This window comes from Bacteroides sp. ET71, assembly GCF_023336905.1.
In the GTDB taxonomy this organism is placed as follows: Bacteria; Bacteroidota; Bacteroidia; order Bacteroidales; family Bacteroidaceae; genus Bacteroides.
This window is the reverse complement of sequence record NZ_JAMBLS010000007.1, coordinates 94677-116118: the sequence shown is the minus strand read 5'-3', so window position 1 is coordinate 116118 and position 21442 is coordinate 94677. Positions and strand designations below refer to the sequence as shown.

General features: G+C 50.1%; 17 protein-coding genes and 1 pseudogene. 6 read left to right on the top strand and 12 right to left on the bottom strand.

The window, feature by feature from the left end; all coding sequences use genetic code 11:
- Window positions 1-22 precede the first annotated feature (22 nt).
- Window positions 23-919: a DMT family transporter gene (locus M3090_RS06110; protein ID WP_249054572.1), complete on the top strand. Its 897-nt coding sequence runs from the start codon at window positions 23-25 to the stop codon at window positions 917-919.
- Between the two features lie 334 nt (window positions 920-1253).
- The gene (locus M3090_RS06105) at window positions 1254-1904 is read left to right on the top strand and encodes a DUF3256 family protein (RefSeq protein ID WP_249054570.1); all 651 of its coding nucleotides are present in this window, start codon (window positions 1254-1256) and stop codon (window positions 1902-1904) included.
- A 2-nt stretch (window positions 1905-1906) separates the two neighbouring features.
- Here M3090_RS06105 and M3090_RS06100 read toward each other — a convergent pair whose 3' ends face one another.
- The 12 genes and pseudogenes from M3090_RS06100 to M3090_RS06045 all read right to left on the bottom strand — a co-directional run bounded on the left by M3090_RS06100 (window position 1907) and on the right by M3090_RS06045 (window position 13815).
- Window positions 1907-2800 (bottom strand): YitT family protein, encoded by an 894-nt coding sequence (locus tag M3090_RS06100; protein WP_249054569.1) that lies wholly within the window; start codon window positions 2798-2800, stop codon window positions 1907-1909.
- Window positions 2797-3360, bottom strand: a complete 564-nt coding sequence (locus tag M3090_RS06095; RefSeq protein WP_249054568.1) for a flavin reductase family protein — start codon at window positions 3358-3360, stop codon at window positions 2797-2799. Before M3090_RS06095 ends, M3090_RS06100 begins: the two co-directional genes overlap by 4 nt.
- A gap of 217 nt (window positions 3361-3577) precedes the next feature.
- Window positions 3578-4558 carry a 6-phosphofructokinase gene (pfkA, locus tag M3090_RS06090; protein ID WP_249054567.1) on the bottom strand — a complete coding sequence of 327 codons (981 nt, stop codon included), beginning with the start codon at window positions 4556-4558 and terminating at the stop codon, window positions 3578-3580.
- A gap of 291 nt (window positions 4559-4849) precedes the next feature.
- Window positions 4850-5731 (bottom strand): 4-hydroxy-3-methylbut-2-enyl diphosphate reductase, encoded by an 882-nt coding sequence (locus M3090_RS06085; RefSeq protein ID WP_249054593.1) that lies wholly within the window; start codon window positions 5729-5731, stop codon window positions 4850-4852.
- A gap of 146 nt (window positions 5732-5877) precedes the next feature.
- Window positions 5878-6570, bottom strand: coding sequence for a (d)CMP kinase (cmk, locus tag M3090_RS06080; RefSeq protein ID WP_249054565.1), 693 nt, complete (start codon window positions 6568-6570; stop codon window positions 5878-5880).
- Between the two features lie 289 nt (window positions 6571-6859).
- On the bottom strand, window positions 6860-7972 hold the full coding sequence (locus tag M3090_RS06075) for an ABC transporter permease (RefSeq protein ID WP_249054564.1): 1113 nt from the start codon (window positions 7970-7972) through the stop codon (window positions 6860-6862).
- Window positions 7973-7979: 7 nt separating this feature from the next.
- Window positions 7980-9026: an ABC transporter permease gene (locus M3090_RS06070; protein ID WP_249054563.1), complete on the bottom strand. Its 1047-nt coding sequence runs from the start codon at window positions 9024-9026 to the stop codon at window positions 7980-7982.
- Between the two features lie 129 nt (window positions 9027-9155).
- A pseudogene (locus M3090_RS06065) lies at window positions 9156-9887 on the bottom strand (ABC transporter ATP-binding protein); the annotation flags it as partial.
- 7 nt (window positions 9888-9894) lie between these two features.
- The gene (locus M3090_RS06060; protein ID WP_249054561.1) at window positions 9895-10830 is read right to left on the bottom strand and encodes an ABC transporter ATP-binding protein; all 936 of its coding nucleotides are present in this window, start codon (window positions 10828-10830) and stop codon (window positions 9895-9897) included.
- Between the two features lie 143 nt (window positions 10831-10973).
- Window positions 10974-11900 (bottom strand): HlyD family secretion protein, encoded by a 927-nt coding sequence (locus M3090_RS06055; protein ID WP_249054559.1) that lies wholly within the window; start codon window positions 11898-11900, stop codon window positions 10974-10976.
- Entirely contained in the window at window positions 11897-13180 is a 1284-nt protein-coding gene (locus tag M3090_RS06050) for a TolC family protein (protein ID WP_249054558.1), read from the bottom strand. The genes M3090_RS06055 and M3090_RS06050 overlap by 4 nt, the downstream gene beginning before the upstream one ends.
- Before the next feature lie 2 nt (window positions 13181-13182).
- Window positions 13183-13815, bottom strand: a complete 633-nt coding sequence (locus tag M3090_RS06045; RefSeq protein ID WP_249054557.1) for a TetR/AcrR family transcriptional regulator — start codon at window positions 13813-13815, stop codon at window positions 13183-13185.
- A gap of 353 nt (window positions 13816-14168) precedes the next feature.
- On the opposite strand from M3090_RS06045, the gene M3090_RS06040 reads away from it, so the two are divergent.
- From M3090_RS06040 to M3090_RS06025, 4 genes are read left to right on the top strand one after another with little or no spacing between them, the layout of a single operon-like run.
- A complete protein-coding gene (locus M3090_RS06040) occupies window positions 14169-17252 on the top strand; it encodes a SusC/RagA family TonB-linked outer membrane protein (protein WP_249054556.1) in 3084 nt (1027 codons plus the stop codon).
- Window positions 17253-17259: 7 nt separating this feature from the next.
- Window positions 17260-18876, top strand: a complete 1617-nt coding sequence (locus M3090_RS06035) for a RagB/SusD family nutrient uptake outer membrane protein (protein ID WP_249054555.1) — start codon at window positions 17260-17262, stop codon at window positions 18874-18876.
- 26 nt (window positions 18877-18902) lie between these two features.
- Window positions 18903-20048 carry a glycoside hydrolase family 18 gene (locus M3090_RS06030; protein ID WP_410553175.1) on the top strand — a complete coding sequence of 382 codons (1146 nt, stop codon included), beginning with the start codon at window positions 18903-18905 and terminating at the stop codon, window positions 20046-20048.
- A gap of 4 nt (window positions 20049-20052) precedes the next feature.
- Window positions 20053-21234 carry a DUF1735 and LamG domain-containing protein gene (locus M3090_RS06025; protein WP_249054550.1) on the top strand — a complete coding sequence of 394 codons (1182 nt, stop codon included), beginning with the start codon at window positions 20053-20055 and terminating at the stop codon, window positions 21232-21234.
- The last annotated feature ends 208 nt before the right edge of the window (window positions 21235-21442 follow it).

Below are 21442 nucleotides of genomic sequence, written 5' to 3'. Positions count from 1 at the left end.
CAATTGAATCTTTTGTTTTTTTATGTGGTTGCTTCTTGCCTTTCTGTCTGCCGCCCTGTTGGGCTTTTACGATGTTTTTAAGAAGAAATCATTGCATGACAATGCAGTGTTGCCGGTGTTGTTTCTCAACACTTTGTTTTGCAGTTTGGTATTTGTCCCATTCATCATTGCATCATTGGGTTGGCCGGAAACGTTGGAAGGCACGCTGTTTCACGTGCCTCGTGTGGGATATGAAGGGCATCTGCTTATTTTACTCAAAGCATTTATAGTCTTGGGCTCATGGTTCTTCGGTTATTTAGGAATGAAACATTTGCCTTTGACGCTCGTGGGGCCTATCAATGCCACACGTCCTGTGATGGTATTGATTGGAGCCATGCTGGTATTTGGCGAACGTCTGAACGCCTGGCAATGGGCCGGTGTGACGTTAGCTATCGTGTCTTTTTTCCTGTTGAGCCGTTCAGGGCGGAAAGAAGGCATTGATTTCCGTCATAACCGCTGGATAGCTTGCATTGTATTGGCTGCTGTTTTGGGTGCGGTCAGCGGATTGTATGATAAATTCCTGACTTCGCGTTTGGAGCCTATGGCCGTACAAGCCTGGTACAATGTCTATCAGGTTTTTATCATGTGTCCCGTACTTTTGTTGTTGTGGTGGCCGCGGCGTGCTGCGCAGCCTTTTCGATGGGACTGGTGTATAGTGGGCATTTCCGTATTTCTGAGTGCGGCTGATTTTGTCTATTTCTATGCCCTCAGTCTCGACGGTTCGTTGGTATCTGTGGTTTCCATGGTGCGCCGGGGCAGTGTAATTGTTTCTTTCTTGTTTGGTGCGATGGTTTTCCAGGAAAAGAATTTGCGTGGAAAGGCTGTCGATTTGGCATTGGTCCTGTTGGGTATGTTGTGCCTTTATATGGGTAGCCGTTAATTCTTCTCTTTTTGTTTATATTCAGGGCCTGTTTAAAAATCGCTTTCTGTCATGTTGAGTAGAGCGAAGCGAAGTCGAAACATCTCCCTAATACTTTTTCATGCGCATAGTGGACTCCCTCGATACCCCCTTTTGCCTCTCCCGTTTGGCGGGGGAGAACAACGCTCGGGATGACAGGGAAAAGGAATTTTAAAGAAGCTTTTAGTTTGGGAGATTGGAAAGCCTGTTGGTCGGCAAGTATATATTTGAGGAAAGTATAAATAAATATTTTGCCGCACTTGTTTGTCTCACACTTTATCCCCATCTTTGCGTCGCAATTTTTTAGAAAACCGATATGAAAAGACTGATTTCCACCCTCTGCCTGTTTGCTGTACTTGCAGTTGCTTCAGCGCAAGAGGCCCGCACATTGTTCGTCCACATGCCCGATTCCATTCTTCCTCTGCTGACTCCTGTCAATAGAGCCGATTGCATAGATTTCCTAGACAGCCGGATGCGTGCTGTGGTAACCAACCGCTTGGGAGGAAAATCGGAGATGCTTACTCTGACGCCGGATTATATCCGTTTGCAAATGACGCCTAAAAGCACCTGGCAAATGCGCTTGTTGCCATTGACAGATTCTACACAAGTCATTTGTACCGTTAGCACAGTCTATGGTCCTGCCCCCGATTGTACTATTCGCTTTTATGACACCCGCTGGCATTTTCTGCCTGCGGTTTCTTACCTGCCCGTCCTTCCACAAGTAGAAGATTTCTTGCTTGACATACCAGATTCGGCTTGCAATTATCGCCTGCGTGACGTCCGCCGTCAGGCCGATTTGCGCTTGCTTGATGCTACTCTCACCGCCACCGGCGACAGTCTTGTTTTCCGTCTGGGCACACCATCTTATATGGAACGCGAAGCGGCAGAAGAACTTAAGCCGTTCATCCGCCGCTCCATATCTTACTTGTGGCGTGATGGACAATTCCATCCCGTCGTCAGGCAATAATCCTATTTCACTTTAATCCGGTCAAAACCTTCGCCATATACACCAATCACGGCGCTTTGTGATACAAATGCTTTCGGGTCGATGTCTTTAATCAAGCGGAAAATGATGGTCGACTCGCGTTTCTTGGCCAGTACAAACAACATTTTGATTTCACGGCCTGTATAGAACCCGGATGCATTGATCACCGTCACGCCCCGATGAGGATATTGGTTGATGTGTTTCCCTATTTCTTCATATTTTTCACTGATGATGAAAAACTGTACCGATTGCCGGGCACTGTTCACAACCTGGTCCAATACAAAACTTGAGATGAACAGGGTTACATATCCATAGACAACTTTTTCCCAGTCGTGCAATACCAGATAACTGGACGTAATGATGGTCAAGTCCATGATGCGCATCACCTGTCCCAGCGTTATGTCCCGATATTTATGCACCACGGCAGCGATGATGTCTGTTCCTCCCGTACTGCCGTTGTTTGAAAACGCAATGCCGATACCCGTTCCACAAAATGATGCTCCTAATACACAAGCCATGAAAGGCTGGTCGTCCAACAGATGTACATCTTGGGTTATTTCCTGGATAATGGCCAAGAATGTCGACAAGGTAAATACTGCAAATATTGTCTTGATACTGAATTTCCATCCCAGTTGCCAGATGGATACGATGAGCAGCACGACGTTGACACCCAGGTAGACATATTGCACGGGCAGCCCTATGGCAAAATAGACAATAGAGGCGATGCCCGGCACGCCACTGGCTGTGATGTCTTGTGGCAGCAGAAACAGTGTCCATCCGATGCCATACAGCACCATGCCTAAGGCAATCATCAGATAATCCCGCGCTTCGCGCATGACATTAAGCCGCAAGGGCGGGATGACAGCAGGAGTTTTCATGCCTTTAGTTTCAAGCCGTCTCTGAAAGCATTGCCGACTTTTTCACCTATTGCCAAATATGCATTGTGTACAGGGTCAAACGTCAAAGCATGTAATTTGTCGGGGTCTATCTTGCCCTGCTCATCCAGGATGCACTCGTCGGCCGATACATTGACGATGCGGCCAACCAGATGGCATGTCTCTGCGTCGTATGAAATAAGTTCACATTCTACGGCCATCGGCAATTCTTCGATAAGAGGTGCATTGACAAATTCGGACTTTACGGCATGGAAACCTGCTTTGGCAAATTTCTCTGCTTCCTTGTTGCCCGACACGATACCTACGTAATCACAGGCCACCAGTTGTTCTACGGTTCCCATGCTGACGGTAAAGGCACGTGTAGCCAGCAAGTTTTTCACTGTTTTATGGCCTGCACTGAGGCACAGATTGATTTGGTCATCATAATCGATACCACCCCAGGCTGCATTCATGGCATTGGGTCGTCCCTCTTCATCAAATGTCCCTACTATAAAAACGGGTTGTGGATATGTCCACGGTTTGGCTCCAAAATTCTTTCTCATAGATTTTTGATGGTTTTAGAACCTGTTAAAAAATCGCTCTCTCTGTCATGTTGAGCAAGCGGAGCGGAGTCGAAACATCTCCCTAATACTTTTCAGGCGCGTAGTGAGATCCCTCGACTACGCTCGGGATGACAGGAAAATGAATTTTAAACAAGCTCTTAAAAAAAGCATCCACAAGGGATGCTTTTACTTTTTAGTTATCAGTATATCTGTAATTTTAGATAGACAATTCACGAAGGACGTTCACCAACTCTTTCTTGATTGGCTTGTCTTTTTTGATAGCTTTGATGAAAGGTACATACACCACTTCGTCGTGGTCGATGCCAATCATCACGTTGCGCTGTCCCTCCATGATGGCGTCGATGGCTGCGGCACCCAGGCGGCTGGCCAGGATACGGTCGTGGGCCGTCGGGCTTCCGCCGCGTTGCAAGTGTCCCAGAATTGTTACACGTACGTCATATTGCGGGTATTCATTCTTCACGCGTTCGGCATAGTGCATGGCACCACCTGTCAGTTCACTTTCTGCCACCAGTACGATGCTGCTGTTTTTCGACTTGCGGAAACCGTTTTTGATAAATTCTTCCAATTGGTCTACTTCCGTGCTGAACTCGGGGATAATGGCTGCTTCCGCTCCGGAAGCAATAGCTCCGTTCAAGGCCAGGAAACCGGCGTCACGTCCCATCACTTCAACGAAGAACAGACGTTCGTGCGACGTGGCTGTGTCGCGAATCTTGTCTACGGCATCCAGAATCGTGTTCAGTGCCGTGTCATATCCGATGGTCGTATCGGTGCCATACAAGTCATTGTCGATGGTACCCGGCAAACCGATGCAAGGCACATCAAACTCTTCGGCAAAGATACGTGCGCCTGTCAGCGAACCGTCTCCACCGATGATGACCAGTGCGTCGATGCCTTCTTTTTTCATGTTGTCATAGGCTGTCTGCCGGCCTTCGGGCGTACAGAACTCCTTGCAACGGGCTGTCTTCAGGATGGTTCCGCCCAATTGGATGATGTTGCTTACATTCTGGCTTTTGAATTCCTTGATTTCTCCCGTCACCAATCCTTTGTATCCTCTGTATATGCCTTTTACGCTCAGTCCGTTGTAAATGGCGGCACGCGTCACGGCGCGGATGGCGGCGTTCATGCCGGGGGCATCACCTCCCGACGTCAAAATACCTATGCATTTAACTGCTCCCATGATGTATTTATTTTAGGATTAATTATTGTCTTCCGGTCAATTCGTTTTTCCGACCCTGCAAAGATACGAAAAAGCTAAAGTTGCCTGCTGTTATTTTACATTAAAATGTTATTTCAACTTCAGAACCTGTTTAAAATTCATTTTCCTGTCATCCCGAGCACAGTCGAGGGACCTCACTACGCGCCTGAAAAGCATTAGGGAGATGTTTCGACTCCGCTCCGCTTGCTCAACATGACAGAGAGAGCGATTGTTAAACAGGCTTTCATTCTTGCCTGTTCCTGAAAGGAGATTTTATTCCTTGGAGGCATAGAAGGCGTGGATGGCTTCTGATATCTCTTCCATCAGCCACTTCGGAGTCGAGGTGGCACCGCACACACCGATGGATTCAGCCCCCTCCAATAGCGAGTTGTCTATTTCTGTGGCGCTGTCAATCAGGTGTGAGTTGGGATTTACTTTCAGACATTCGCTGAACAGCATCTTGCCATTGGAGCTTTTCTTGCCACTGACGAAGAAAATCAAGTCGTGTGAGGCCGCAAACTCGCGGATGTTTGGAATCCGGTTGGCCACTTGCCGGCAGATGGTATCGTAATATTGGAATGTCACCCCCGGTGCCATGTGTTCCCGGATATATTCCACAATCTCGCGGAACTCATGCAAGGATTTTGTAGTCTGCGAATACAGCCGTATGCTTTTGTTGAAATCCAGTTGTTTGGTTTCCTCCAGGCTTTCTATCACGATGGCATGCCCTGCCGTCTGGCCTACCAGCCCCAACACCTCGGCATGTCCGCTTTTCCCGTAGATGACGATTTGTTTCTCCGAATCGTCGTCGCGGTTGTATTCCTGCTTAATGCGTTTTTGCAGTTGCAGCACCACAGGGCAGGTGGCATCTATGATTTCGATGTTGTTCCTTTGTGCGGTCTCATACGTTTCGGGCGGCTCACCGTGTGCCCTGAGCAGCACTTTGGCATCGTGCAGGCGGCCGAACTCTTCGTGGTTGATGGTCACTAATCCCATGGCCTTCAGGCGCTCTACTTCGCGGCTGTTGTGCACAATGTCTCCCAGGCAATAGAGTGTTCCGCCTTTTGCCAGTTCTTCTTCTGCTTTGCGGATGGCGTTTACCACGCCGAAGCAAAACCCCGAGCCTTTGTCTATTTCTATTGTTACGTTTGCCATACATTTTTCCCGGTCTGATTCTTTTTGTTTTCCTGCCATCTTTATACCAGATTCGTTTCTCCTCCCTACCTGCTCCCTACCTGGTCCTTGTGTATAGACAGGGACGAGGTAGGGAGCAGGTAGGAATTGGAAGCCTGTTTGCTGCGTCACGATAATCCGCACGTCCGGCGATACTGTTCTATCAGCCATGCCTTTTGTTCGGCTATGGTCAGATGGCTGTTGTCCAGCAGCAGGGCATCGTCGGCACGGCGCAGGGGGCTGACGGCGCGGTGTTGGTCAATGTCGTCGCGTTGTTTCACGTTGGCCAGTATGTCTTCGTAGTCAGCCGGTTGTCCCTTGGCTTTCAGCTCGTCGTAGCGGCGTTGGGCACGTATCTCCGGCGAAGCGGTGACGAACACCTTCAGTTCGGCATCGGGGAAGACCGTCGTGCCGATGTCTCTCCCGTCCATTACGATGCCTTTTTCGCGTCCCATCTGTTGCTGCTGGGCCACGAGGGCTTGCCGCACGAATGGCAGGGCAGCCACGGGGCTGACGTGTGCCGATACTTCCATGCTGCGGATGCGGTTTTCTACGTTGACGCCGTTCAGGTAAGTGTCCGGCCTTCCCGTTTCCGGGTTCAGGCGGAAAGAGATGCGGATGTTTCCCATTTCCTGTTCCAGCCGTTCAGTGTCGATATCATCTCCCGTGAACAGACCGTTGTCCAGGCAGAAGAGGGTGACGGCGCGGTACATGGCGCCGCTGTCGATGTAGATGTAGCCTATTTCCCGTGCCAGGTCTTTGGCCATGGTGCTTTTCCCGCAAGAGGAGAAGCCGTCGATTGCAATGGTTATCTTTTTCATGTGCTGAAATTTTTGTCAAAGGTACGGATTATCTTCCAATAATCTACCTCGGCGGGCAAAATCTATGAGGCTGTATCCAAATGAACTATCCTGTATCCTTTTGCGCTGTCATCCTGAACGAAGTGAAGAATCTCCTGCTTGCTTGGAGGGCTGGGAGATGCTTCACATACGTTCAGCCCGACAGACTATACCTCAATGAAATATTCAAAAGAGGTTTTGAGCGAAACTAATGATAGCGTTTCTCCTTTTTGAGGTGCCCTCATAGCGCTACCCTCAGGAAGGCAAGGGCCTATGTCCTTTTCCGATAGGTCCGGGCGGCTACGAGGCAAAGCAATCCCGCAAAGGCGGACAAGGCCGTGTAGGGCACCCAAAGGTCGGCCAAGGTAGCCCCTTTCAGGTAGACCGAACGCATGATTTCGATGAAATAGCGGGGCGGGATGGCGTAGGTAATGTACTGTGCCCATTGGGGCATGGAAGCGATGGGGGTGAACAGACCACCCATGAGCTGGAAGATGACGATGAAGGCGAACATCTGGAAGATGCTTTGCAGGATGGTGGATGAGCGGTTGGCGATGGACACACCGAGGCCGGACATGACGAGGCTGAACAGGATGGCTGCCAGATAGATGTTGAAGATATTCCCTTCCGGCACTAAGCCGTAAATCAGCCAGCCGATGAGCATTCCCACCGTGACGACCAAGATGCCTACAACCCAGTAGGGAATCAGCTTCGACAAGACAAATTCCAGCCTCCCCACCGGCGTGACGTTCATGGCCTCTATAGTCCCTGTTTCTTTCTCGCTGACCAAGTTGAGGGTGGGCAGGAAGCCGCAGATGATGATGAGCAACACGACCATGAGGGCGGGTATCATGTAGTTGCGGAAGTTGAGCGTAGGGTTGTAGAGGTTCACCGTGCTGTTCGCTGTCGCTTGGGGCAGGCTGATACCGGCTTCCGACTGCCATTGCGCAAGAGTGTGGGCTATGGACAGCGTGGCATATTGCGCCCCCAATGTTCCTTTAGTGGCGTTTACTCCGTTGGCCCTCAAGTCCAGCTTCGGCCTTCCGCCGTTGGCCAAGTCCTTCGAGTAATCTTTCGGAATGGTGACCAGCACATCCGCCTCGCCTGTTTCTATCTGCCGGAAGGCTTCGTCGTAACTGGAGTGGCAGCCCGTCACCGACAGGTATTCGGAGGCATCCATGTCGGCTATCAGGCGCCGTGACAATACCGTGTGGTCGTTGTCCACTACAGCCACGCCCACATCTTTCACGTCGAGTGTAGCCACCAACGGAATGATGGACATGACCAGAATGGGCATGACAAAAGACACATACCGTATAAGGGGGTTGCGCTTGATTTGCGTAACTTCTTTCCAGAGCAATATTTTCAAAGTCTTTGCGTTCATAGTGCGTTCATTGTTTCGTGTTAAACTTCTTGATGGCCAAGGCCAGCACAACCGTTGTCATGCCCGACAAGACCAGCACTTCGGTCAGGACGTAGCCGACGGGAAGCTGCTGGATCATCAGGACACGCATGGCAGAGATGTACCAGCGGGCCGGGATGATGCACGAGAACCATTGCAGGACTAAAGGCATGTTTTCCACCGGAAAAATCATGCCGGACAGCAGGACGACCGGAATCATAAACATCACGCCGGAAACCAACAGGGCGGAGACCTGCGTGGCAGCTATCGTGGATATAAGCAGCCCCAAGGCCAGCGCCAAGATGATGTAAAGGATGCTGAGCCATACGACATGTATGATGCCTGTGGAGAAGGGAAGCTCCAGCACGGTATAGCCCAGCAGCAGGATCAATACCAGTATGAGGCACGACAACAGGAAATAGGGCACCAATTTGCCTAAGATAATTGTCCGTGGACGCACGGGAGATACCAGCAGCAGGTTCATGGTTCCCGTCTCCTTCTCGCTGACAATCGAGACAGAGGTCATCATGGCGCAAATCAGTATGAATATCATGCCCATGATGCCGGGGACGAAGTGGTACGCACTCTTCAGTTGCGGGTTGTAGAGCGTGTTGGTCACGACGGGCACGTTGGTTCCTTGGCCCATGACGCTCTCGATATAGGCTGTAGCAGTCTGTGCCAAGGTGGTGTTGGAAGCATCCACAATGACTTGGTGCGTCAACTTCCCGTCTTCCACACGGAAGATGACGGCGGCATCCGCTTTCCCTTTCCGCAAGAGATTCTCCACCTCGTGGTAGGGCACCATGCCTTCGAACGTGAAATAGGAGTTGGCGCGGAAACGGTCTATCATCTGCCGGGTCTCGTCGGTGTGTTGTTCTGCCACGGCCACAATCCGTACGTTATTGACCTCGGTAGATATGGCGAACCCGAACAACAACAGCAGCACGGCAGGTATGACCAGCACCACCAGGGTGGTGCGGGAGTCGCGCAGGAGGTGCAGCACCTCTTTCTTGATGAGTGATTGGAATATCGACATTTTTTTAATAAAGAATTAAGCAATGAATGATGAAGAATGAAAAACCGGGCATGGGGATAAAGAAGGGAGGAATATGCGGTAGCTGCTTTCCGGTGCCTCTCTATTCCGAGTGTTTTATTCTTCCTGAAATTAGTCTCCTCCTCTTTGGGCATCCTGGGCTACGATTCTGAACACCTCGTCCATCGTCTCGGCCTGGTATTGCTGTTTCAGCCTTGCCGGGCTGTCCAACGCCTTGATGCGCCCGTCCACCATGATGGAGATGCGGTGGCAATATTCCGCCTCGTCCAGGTAGTGAGTGGTCACGAAGACGGTCATGCCTTCCGACGAAGCCCGGTAAATCATTTCCCAGAATTTGCGCCGGGTAGCGGGGTCAACACCTCCTGTGGGTTCGTCTAAGAAAACGATGTCCGGTTCATGCAGGGTAGCGGCGGTGAACGCGAGCTTCTGTTTCCATCCGAGGGGAATTTCCTTGACCATGACATTCCGCATGTTCTCCATGCCCAATGCCCGGAAAGCCGCATCGGTCTTTTCCTTTATTTGGGAGGATGACATGCCATAGATGGTAGCGAAAAGTTTCAGGTTCTCCCACACGGTCAGGTTTTCGTATAGCGAAAATTTCTGGCTCATATAGCCGATGTGGCGCTTGATTTCCTCCGCCTGGCTGAGGATGTCGTATCCGGCCACGGTGCCACTGCCTGACGTGGGATAGCTGAGTCCGCACAACATACGCATGGCGGTGGTCTTGCCTGCGCCGTTAGCCCCCAAGAATCCGAATATCTCGCCTCTCCGCACCTGGAGGGTGATGTGATTCACGGCGGTGAAGTCTCCGAATTTCTTGGTCAGGTCTTTTATCGAAATGACGGCTTCTTTATTTTTCAAGGTCATTGTCTGGTTCATCATGCTTGGCTAATTTTATAAACAAGTCCTCAATATTTCCTCGGGCCGGATATATCCTGGCATCTGCCAGTCCGTCCCGGCGGAGTTTGGCGACCGCGGCATCAGGATTAAAGTTGTCGCGGGCTACTACGTGCAGTGTGGCTCCGAAGGTGTAGCAATCCTCCACGTCCGGCAGAGCACGCAAAGCTTTGAGCAACGGGTACATGTCTGCGGCCGATGCGTTGTACAGGTTCTTGTCCATACCTTCGATCAACCTGGCCGGGGTGTTCATGTCGAGGATTCTCCCTTTGTTCATCAGGGCAATCTGCCCGCAACGCTCGGCCTCATCCATGTAGGAAGTGGAGACGAGAATCGTGATGCCTTGTTCTTTCAAGGTGGTCAGCATGTTCCAAAACTCACTTCTCGACACAGCATCCACACCGGTGGTCGGCTCGTCTAAAAGCAGCACTTTGGGCCGGTGTATCAACGCGCAAGCAAGGGCCAGTTTCTGCTTCATGCCGCCCGACAAAGCTCCTGCCCTGCGGTTGGGGAATTTCTCCAACTGAGCAAATATCGGAGCTATCAGGTCGAAATTGTCCTCTACGCGCACACCGAACAGCGAGGCGAAAAAGTGCAGGTTCTCGCGGACGGTGAGGTCGGGATAGAGGGAGAATTTCTCCGGCATGTAGCCGATTTCGGTGCGCAGTTGCCGGAAATCCTTTACCACGTCCAGTCCCGCCACGGTGACCGAGCCTTCATCAGGCGTCAGCAGGGTAGTCAGTATTTGGTACAACGTGGATTTGCCCGCGCCGTCCGGCCCGATGAGGCCGAACAGGGAGCCTTCGGCGATGGAGAGTGTCACAGAGTCGAGGGCCGTCAACTTCCCGTACCGTTTCGTGAGTCTTTGGATGTCTATGATGTTTCTCATAAGCGTATGGATAGTTCATTTGCCATAACCAACGTCCATGCTTCCGGTTGTTCCGGGCTGTCCTTTGCAGTGAAAGGCATTTCCTTGGTGTTGCAGAAGGATGGAATCCGCACTGCCTTTCCCGGAAATCCGTGGCATGGGGGCTATTCTTCGTCACTGTGGAGGGAAGCTTCTTCCATTTGGCTTATGCGTACCTCTCCGTATTGGCCGAGTTTCAACCTGCCGTCATTCTTCACTGCAACCTTTACGGCATAGACCAAGTTGGCCCTTGAGTCTTGCGTCTGGATGGATTTGGGGGTAAACTCGCTTTCCTGCGCTATCCATGTGATGCGGCCCGGATATTCATACCGTTCGTCTCCGCCGAAATCGGCAATCACGGTTACCGCTTGTCCAATGTGGATGTGGGCCAGTTGCGAGGCCGTGAAGTAACTCCGCAGGTAGATTCCGTCCAAGTTGGCCATTTTGAAGAGCGGACGTCCCGGAGTGGCATATTCGCCTTGTTCAGCATATTTCTCCAAGACTGTTCCGGTGGTCGGGGCCGTGATGCGGCTCTTACGTATCTGCTCTTCGACCTGTTCCTTCTGGTATTGCAAGGCCAAGGCACTTTCGGTGATGGAGGAGCGGTTTTTGTCGAGGGTAGATAGCAGGCCTTCCAGTTGCCCGCGCAAGGTGTTTAGCTGCGCCCTCGCGTCATCGCTTTGTTTGGGAGTGGCCGCACCGTCGGACAGCAGACGGGCGATGCGTGCACATTCGTTTTGCTGGTGGGCAATCTGCGACCTCAACGCTGCCGCTTGGGCAGCAATGTCGGGCGATGACTTTTCGGCAGAGCGTTGTTGACTCCAGAACTGTTGCCGTTGGAGCGACAGCAGGGTCGTGTCTACTAAGCCGACCGTTTGTCCGGCCATCAGGCTGTCTCCTTCTTCTATGCCGAATGTCACGAGCTTGCCTCCTGTTTCGGCAGATACAGTCACGGTATTGGCCTCGAAGATGCCGGTAGCATCATACTTGTCTCTGTCTTGGCAGGCAGCCAATGCGAGAAGAGCCACGGAAAATAAGGTTATCTTTTTCATTTGTTCAGAGTATATTTAAGTTGGTAAATGCTTTGAAGAAGTTGGATTTCGTGGTAAGCCGTAGCGAGCCGGGCTTGTTTTTCGTCCGTCAGCTTGGTCAGCAAGGCGGTGGCGTCAATTACTCCGTTGTCCAATTGCGACTCGGCGGCCTTCCGCACATTTTCGCGCAGGGTTACGATTCGGCCATCCTCTTTCATAACAGCTTTCAGTTCATGGATATGATCCAGTTGCGACCGGACTTTCATCCGGGTGTTGAACAGGAATACATCACGTTCCACGGCAATGTTTTCCGATGCAAGGCGGAGTTTCTGCCGGTGGTTTTTCTTGGTGTAAAAAGCTCCGATGTTCCACGAGACTTTTACTCCGGCAAGGAGATTGAAAGACAGGTCGCGGTTCATCATGCTTTCGAAATAATCGAGTCCCGGATAGCCATAGTACGCTTGGGCGAACAGGCCGATTTTGGGCATGATGCTGCTGGTGATGCTTGCGTTTTGGGCATCATTGGCCATCAGCCGTGCTTCGAAATGCTTCAATTCCGGTCGGTCGGGCATCAGGTCTTGGGGTATCGACGTCTCCGGCTTCAACAGCTTCTGCCCGGCAAGGCTCTTCCCGATGAATATTTCAAGCACTTTGCGGTAGCTTTCTGCTGTGCTTTCTGCTTGGGTGAGCTGTTGGGCAGTGTTGAGACATTGTGCTTCCACCATGTCCGCATCGCTTTGCAGAGCGGTGCCGTTTTTCTGCATGGCCCGCAGCTTGTCGAGATTGCTTTGGAGTAATCCCTGCATGTTCCGGGTTTGCTTGACTTGTTCTTCAATCAGCAATATCCCGAAATACAAATTCTCTACTCTTTCCCGGATCGCATAAAGCTGCACTTCCAGTGCCGCCTGGCGTTCTGCATCTTCGGCATGTTCAATCTTCCGCCGGGATTGGGCTGCTCCCCCATCCCAGATGTTCTGGCTGATGTCCGCTCCGATTTTATATTGCCATTCATTCAGGCCGGAGACAGGGGTACCGGTTTGGCTGATGAGCCGTGCCAAGGATTGTGGAAAGGAAGGAGTTTCATTCTGCACGGTGCCTTGCCCGTACAGGCTGATTTGCGGGAGCCAGCTTTTGTTGATGTCTGACAGGTTCACCTCTTTGGTCTGGGTCAGCAAATCGTATTTCCGGATGAGCGGATAGTTGTCTTGTGCCAACGCGACACATTCTTCTAACGTCATCTGGGCAGAAAGATGGGTTCCCGCCCAGAGTGATAATACCAAAAGAAAATATAGTTTCAACATAGTCAATGGATTTTTAGTTTCCTCAAAACAGTTTCCACGTTCTCTTTCTTGCGCAAAGCCAGAAACTCGTCATAACTTTCATAATAATCTCCTATTGCTCCTTGGATAATCGGGGCTGCCATAAAGGGGAAAACATTGAGCGACACGATGTCTATCAGTAGCATTCGGGCATCTACAGGGCGGCAAAGCCCTTGGGCAGCGTATTCGTCAATCTCATGCTGTAGGCTATTCAAGAGGTTGCTGACGATATGCAATGTATTCTGCTTCATAAGCTCGACATGTTCCGGTCGGGTGAGTACCTCGTTTACAATAAACCGCGGCAGGTCTCTGTTGGCCGAGATGAAATCGAAATGTCGCTCTACTCCTTGGCGGATTCTGTCTTCCAAAGGCAGATGATTATCGCCTATGGCACTCAGGATAATGTCGCCTAACATGTTGATTTTCTCTGCTAAAATCCGTTCGAAGAGTTTATCCTTTGTACGAAAATAGTAGTGCAGCATGGCGTGAGTCACACCGGCAGCTTCTGCAATGGAAGCTGTTCTTGCTCCAATATATCCTTTTTCAAAGAATTCTTTTTCAGCCGCTTGAAGAATCCTTGTTTCTGTGTCTCGTGACTGGTTCTGCTCTTTATCCATCTTGTATAACATTTTAGTTTGACTAATTTGATTAACAGACTTGTTAGTGTAAAGATATAGCTTTTTCCGATACATAAGTTATGGCGGAAAGCGGTTTTACTTAGATTAAGATTTATTTAACGAATATTTATTGCATATTCTTTCGCTTTATTCTATTTTCGCGGCGAATCTTAAACCATTGAAAGACTTATAAGCATATATTATGAAAACATATTTTAAGAAGAAACTCTGCTTGCCTTCGGAAAAAAGGTAGAAGTAAATTCATCCCTAATGAATTTTGATGTAGAAGAAGAATCCATGGAAACTTTTAATAACCTATTCGTTTAATTACCTAATTCAATTAACCCAAATTTATGAAAAGAAGCAAATTGTCGCAATTATTATTGCTTTTGCTGATGTTTCCCGGAGGGAGCCTTGTGCTTGCCCATCCGAATGGGGCATCAAAACCAAGTGATTTGCCGATCTCACAGCAGACAGTGTTGAAAGTAAAAGGCACTGTTGTCGATGCGGCGGGTGAGCCATTGATAGGCGTGAATATCCGCGAGCGAGGGACGAGCAACGGTACGATTACCGACATCAACGGTAGCTTTTCCTTGTCTGTAGCTGAAGGAGCCGTTATTGAGGTTTCTTATATAGGCTACAAGACGTTGGAGCTGGAACCGCAACCGGACCTCGGGCAGATAGTAATGACGGAAGATACCGAAGTGCTGGACGAAGTGGTCGTGACCGCATTGGGTATCAAGCGTGCTGAAAAGGCATTATCGTATAATGTGCAAGAAGTGAAATCCGATGAATTGATTCGTGCCAAAGATGCCAACTTTGTCAATTCACTGAACGGTAAGATTGCAGGTGTGACCATCAACCGGAGCGCCAGTGGAGTGGGTGGTGCAACCCGTGTGGTAATGCGTGGTGCCAAGTCCATCGAAGGAGACAATAATGTATTGTACGTGGTCGATGGTATTCCCTTGTTCAATACTAATTTGGGACAAGGAAACGAAGTGCTCGGCGATACCAGGGCCGCTACGGAGGGCATTGCCGATTTCAATCCCGAAGACATTGAGAGCATTTCCGTATTGAGCGGCCCTTCGGCTGCGGCCTTGTACGGAAGTAGCGCTGCCAATGGTGTGATATTGATTACTACCAAGAAAGGAAAAGAAGGAAAGCTACAGATTTCATTCTCTTCTTCCACGGAGTTCAGCAAGGCTTATATGACTCCTGAATTCCAGAATACATACGGAAACAAGGAAGGCGTGTTTGAAAGCTGGGGAGACAAACTGGCGACGCCCAGCTCATATGACCCGAAGGATGATTTCTTCAATACCGGAACGAATTTTATAAACTCGTTGACATTGTCTACCGGAACGGAGCACAATCAGACTTTTGCTTCGATTTCGTCTACCAATTCGAAAGGCATTGTCCCGAACAACCGGTATGACCGCTTGAATTTTACCATCCGCAATACATCGACGTTCTTGGACGATAAGTTGCAATTGGATTTGGGCGCATCGTATGTGAAGCAGAAAGACCGCAACATGGTGTCTCAGGGCCAATATTGGAATCCGGTGATGGCTGCTTATTTGTTCCCCCGCGGTGAAAACTGGGATGCTATCAGGACATTCGAACGCTACGACCAGAGCCGTAACATACCGGTGCAGTATTGGCCGGTGAGTGACGGTACGTATGGCAATCAAAATCCCTATTGGACGGCCTACCGCAATGTGGCTCCCAGCGAGAAGAACCGCTATATGTTCAACGTAGGCTTGACTTATAAGATTTTCGACTGGTTGAACGTGGCTGCACGTTACCGCATGGACGATTCTTATATAGATTTCGAACGGAAGATATATGCTTCTTCTTACGACGTGTTCACGGAAGGTTCCTCAAAAGGTCTTTATGAATACAATAACTACAAAGACCATCAGGAATACGCGGATTTCATGGTAAACATCAACAAGCAATTCAAGGATTTCAATATCTCTGCTAATATCGGTTACAGTTATTCTAATTACGGGTCTGAAACCAAGGGATACAGAGGCCCGTTGCTGTTGGTTCCGAATTTGTTTGCCGCCAGCAACATCGATTCTTCCAAAGCTCGTGCGATTGAAGACGGAGGAGATTCCCGTGTACGCAATCATGCGGTGTTTGCCAGTGTCGAATTGGGCTGGAAGAGCATGGTTTACTTGACCCTTACCGGACGTAATGACTGGAACTCGCGTTTGGTGAATACAGACGAAGAGTCGTTCTTCTATCCGTCCATCGGCTTGTCGGGCATCATTTCCGAAATGGTAGACCTTCCCGATTTCATTTCTTACTTGAAAGTCCGTGGTTCTTATACAGAAGTGGGTGCCCCGATTTCAAGTTCAGGTTTGACTCCGGGGACTGTGACGACTCCCATCGTAGGTGGCAGTTTGCAGGAAGATGGCATCTATCCGTTTACCGACTTTAAGGCCGAACGTACCCGCTCTTATGAATTTGGCCTGAGCGTGAAATTGTGGAACCACTTGAACGCTGAGGTGACTTACTACAAGTCGAATACTTACAACCAGACTTTCCTTGGAGACCTTCCGGAATATTCAGGCTACAAGCAGATTTATTTGCAGGCAGGTAATGTGGAGAACCGTGGATGGGAAGCTTCACTGGGTTATAGCAATACCTTTAAGGATTTCGGATTCTCTTCTTCGCTGACGTTCTCTCGCAACATCAATGAAATTAAGGAGATGGTTCACGATTATCATACCGACCTGAGCCTGGAGCCCATTAACATTCCGCAGGTATTGAAAGAAAACGGCCGTGTCATTCTGAAAGAAGGCGGCAGCATCAACGACATCTATGCCAACTCGTTCTTCAAGAAAGACAGCCAAGGTTTTGTTGAAATCAAGCAAGACGGATCTTATAGTTTGGAAACCGGTGATCCGGTATATTTGGGTAAGACGACTCCTGATTTTACTTTGGGATGGAACAACTCGTTCTCTTATAAAGGATTTGGCCTGAGCTTCTTGATCAACGGACGTTTCGGCGGCGTGGTCACTTCTTCCACAGAAGCCATTTTGGACCGCTTTGGCGTGTCAAAGGCTTCGGCCGAGGCACGCGACTTGGGCGGGGCTTTGCTTCCCGGACAAGGAAGAGTGGATGCTGAGACCTATTACAAAATGATTGGTACGGGTGACTACCAGACTTCCGGTTATTACGTATATAGCGCAACCAATATCCGCTTGCAGGAACTGACTTTAAGTTATACCTTCCCCAATTCGTGGTTTAAGAATGTATTGAAAGACGTGACAGTGTCGTTCATTGCCAATAACCCGTGGATGATTTATTGCGAAGCTCCGTATGACCCGGAACTTACCCCGTCGACAGGGACCTATGGGCAAGGTAACGATTATTTCATGCAGCCGAGCGTAAGAAGTTTTGGTTTCGGTATTAAAGTTAAATTGTAATGTTACTATGAAAAAAGTAAATCGATATAAAGTATTTGCAGGTGTTTGTGCATTGGCCTTGTTAGGTTCTTGTGACTATGAAGACATAAACACCAATCCGTATGAGATGACGGAAGAAATGGGCAAGATGGACGGCATTGCCATGGGTGGCCCTATGGTGACGTTGGAAAGGTATGTTATCCCCGTAGGCACGCAGGCCGACGGTACGGACATCATCAACCAGTATCAAACGTCTTACCATCTGGCAGGAGATATTTGGAGCGGCTATTTCAGTGAAGACAACAACTGGTACAGCGGCAACAATCACATGACTTATTATTTGCAGGACGACTGGGTTTCTTCCATGTATCGTAATTCCTACACAGAGCCCTTCGCTTCTTGGAAAAAGATAAAGCAGGAATCGGAAAAAGCCGGTGCGCCGGAAGCCTTTGCATTGGCGCAGATTCTGAAAGTCTCCGCATGGCACAAGACGCTTGAAACCTTTGGTCCTATTCCTTATACACATGCCGGGGAAGCTGCCTTGGTTATTCCTTTCGACAGCGAAGAGGAGGTGTACGACGCCATGTTTGCCGACTTGCAGAGTGCTGTGACTGAATTGTCTTCGTTGGCCGAACAGGGAGGAACGGTAGTCGCCGATTTTGATGCCGTTTATGGCGGCGATGCAGCCAAGTGGGTGCGGTATGCCAACTCGTTGATGCTGCGCCTGGCGATGCGCCTGAAATATGTAGCGCCGGACAAAGCCAAGCAGTGGGCAAAGACTGCTGTTGACGGCGGAGTGATGACCGTAAGGACTGACGAGGCACAGATGAGCACTGGTGCCGGGTATGTATTTGTCAATAACATCGAGTGGCTGGCCGCGCAATATGGAGAGGCTCGCATGGGTACAAGCATGTTTGCTTACCTGAACGGTTACGAAGACCCGCGCCTGAGCAAGTATTTTTCTCCTGCCGACGCCGCTAATAGCTATGCGCTGGAGGCTTTTGACGGAAGCAAGTATGCCCCGGTTCCTCCCGGACACGTACAGGGAAATAACTTGTTTGAATTGTTCTCGCTGCCGAACATGACCAGCTCTACGCCTACTTATTGGATGCGTGCGTCGGAAGTTTATTTCTTGCTGGCTGAAGCAGCATTGGAGTGGCCGGAGTTCGGCGATGCAGAGTCGTTGTACAAGCAGGGCATCCAGATGTCGTTCGAAGAAAACGGCCTTACGGCTTCCGAAGTCGATGCCTACTTGGCTACGGGAGCTACACCGGTGGCTGTCAGTGTCAGGGCCGATGGCTATTCTTACGGAGCGTCCGCTCCGACAAGGGCCACGACCGAGTTTACCGGCAGCAATGAAGAAAAACTGGAGAAAATCATGATTCAAAAATGGATTGCCCTTTATCCGAACGGGCAGGAAGCATGGACAGAATTCAGGCGGACGGGTTATCCGAAGCTGAATCCTGTGCAGAATAACAGAGGGGCGGCCCAAGGCGTAACAACGGAAGGCGGTATTCGCCGGATGGTTTACCCGTTGAGTTTCTCGCAGTCGGAGGAAGACAGGGCCAACTATGAGGAGGCTGTGCAGAAGTTGAAAGACAAAGCAGACACGCCTGCTTCCAGATTGTGGTGGGATTGCAGGTAATTATTAACAACTAAAAAATGATGAATATGAATAGTATATTGAAAAGAATATTGTATGCGTTTCCTCTGCTCGGAATGATGGTTGCATCGTGCACGGATGTTGAGAAAATCGAGATGGACCATATCGGAGGATACAATACGATGGATAATGAAGAGAGCGAAGCTTATTATTCCGACCTGCGCGCGTGGAAAGCTACCGCTCAGAATTACGGGCGTCCTGTATCTTTTGGCTGGTTCAGCAACTGGTCTCCGGAAGGCCCGATTCGTAAAGGTTATCTGACGTCATTGCCGGACAGCATTGACATGGTCTCGATGTGGAGTGGCCCGTTTGACTTGAATGAAGCCAAGATTGCGGATAAGAATACGTTCCAGCATAAGAAAGGCGGCAAGGTTTTTGTCTGCTACATCCTGCATAACATCGGAACGGGCATTACCCCGGCTTCTGTGGCAGAGAAAGTGCAAGAAGAGAATCCTGACGCTTCCAGCGATGAGATTACAGCCTTGACCAAGAAGGCCACCGAAGAGTATTGGGGATTCACCAGCGGCGTGAAAGGCTCGGAAGACCATACTGCCGCCATCCGGAGATATGCCAAAGCTTTGGTGGATACGATTGTCGCCACCAACTATGACGGCCTGGACATCGACTGGGAGCCGAATAACGGCGGCGATGGAGACGGTAGTTTGAAAGGCAACGGCGGACGCTATCTGCACGTGCTGGTGGAAGAAATCGGCAAATATTTCGGCCCGAAAGCCACGGAGCGCCCGAATGGAAAATATTACTATTTCATGATTGACGGCGAAATCTGGAATGCCTATAAGGAATCGGCACCTTACTTCGATTACTTCATCACGCAGGCATACGGGGACAGCTACTTGGACTATCGCGTATCGACGCTTCAGAACTGGTGCGGCGAGTATTATGACTACCGGAAGCATATCTTTACCGAGAACTTCGAGTCTTCTTGGAACACGGGAGGCGTATTGCTCCGCCAAGCTGCCTACAACCATCAGAACGGGCCGAAAGGCGGCGTGGGAGCGTTCCGCCTGGACAATGACTATGACAATACTCCAGACTACAAGTATATGCGCCAGGCCATTCAAATCAACCAGCAGGCTTACGAGGAATGGATAGAGGAGCATAGTGGCAATAACAACGATAACACAGAACAGTAACCTTATGAAACGTATCAATTTATATTCAGGTATTTTGGTTGCAATGGCTTTCTTGTTTTTCGGTTGCAACGATAGTGAGAACGACTTGCTGGAATCGAAACTGTACTTCGAAAGTGATGTAATCAATGTGGAAACGGAAGAAGACACTTATGAATGTGAGGTAGTCTCGCGGCTGTCGAGCATGGTGGGCAATGACGTAAGTGTCAGTTACAGCGTGGGCGGCCAGGATTTGGTGGACCAGTATAACCAGAAACACGGGACTGCCTGTCTGCTCATGCCGGAAGGCAATTATGAGATGGAGGGACATTCGTCTGTCATCAAGGCCGGTGAACTGTATGCCGGTGCGTGCGCTGTCTCGCTGAAGAACATCCAGGCCGGGGAAGATGGCGTCACTTACGTGCTGCCGCTCTTGCTGAACAGTTCGGACATCACGCTGATGAACGGGGAAAATGTGACGTACATTGTGGTGAAGAAACCTATCATCATTGATAAAGTGTATGACATCACTCCCAACTGGCTGGATGTGCGTTTGCCGAAGAGTTGCGCGTCGATGAGTTCTGTCACCTACGAAGCTTTGCTTTATGCGGAGCGGTGGAACAATCTGGGTACCATCATGGGCAACGAGGGCATCTTGATTTTGCGTACGGGTGACTTGAACCATCCGGACAATGAAATCCAGGTAGCGGGCAACGTGCAGCTCCAGATACCGGAAGACGTGGTTAACAGCTATGCGCTGAACAAATGGTACCACGTAGCATTCACTTACGATTCTCCTTCGGGCATGGCTGCCATCTACCTGAATGGGGAAAAGGTGGCTGAAAAGGGCGTGGGAAGCGGTCTGACCTTCGACTTGAACCAGCACTTCAGCATCGGTTATGCTTACGACTACGACAGCCGCCGCACATGGTATGGCTTCATGAGCGAGGTGCGCCTGTGGTCAGTGGCCCGCACTGCCAACCAACTCCGCGACAACATGATGTACGTAGACCCGGCGAGCGACGGATTGGTCGGCTATTGGAAACTGAACGGCGAAGATTACTACGAGGAAAATGGCGTATGGTACGTGAAAGACCAGTCGCCCAACGGCAACAACGCCACTTCCAACCGGGGCCTGCGCGGAGACAATGGCGGCAGCCAGACGTTCGTAGAACCGACAGTCGTAGACATGAGAGTGAAGATTGAATAATCCGAAGGACTTGTTATCGCGTTGGACACGGACGGCGTGTCCGGGATAAACAGAGTGAAGCCTGCTTGCCGAGGATAACTTGGCAGCAGGCTTTTTTCTTGTGCGCACGAGCCATTTGGAGGGTGCGGACGAAGCAAGGCTGAAGTTCGGGACAGGCAGAGCTTTGCCGTAGGGGCAGCGCGGGCACTCAATGGCCAATGCCCTCTTT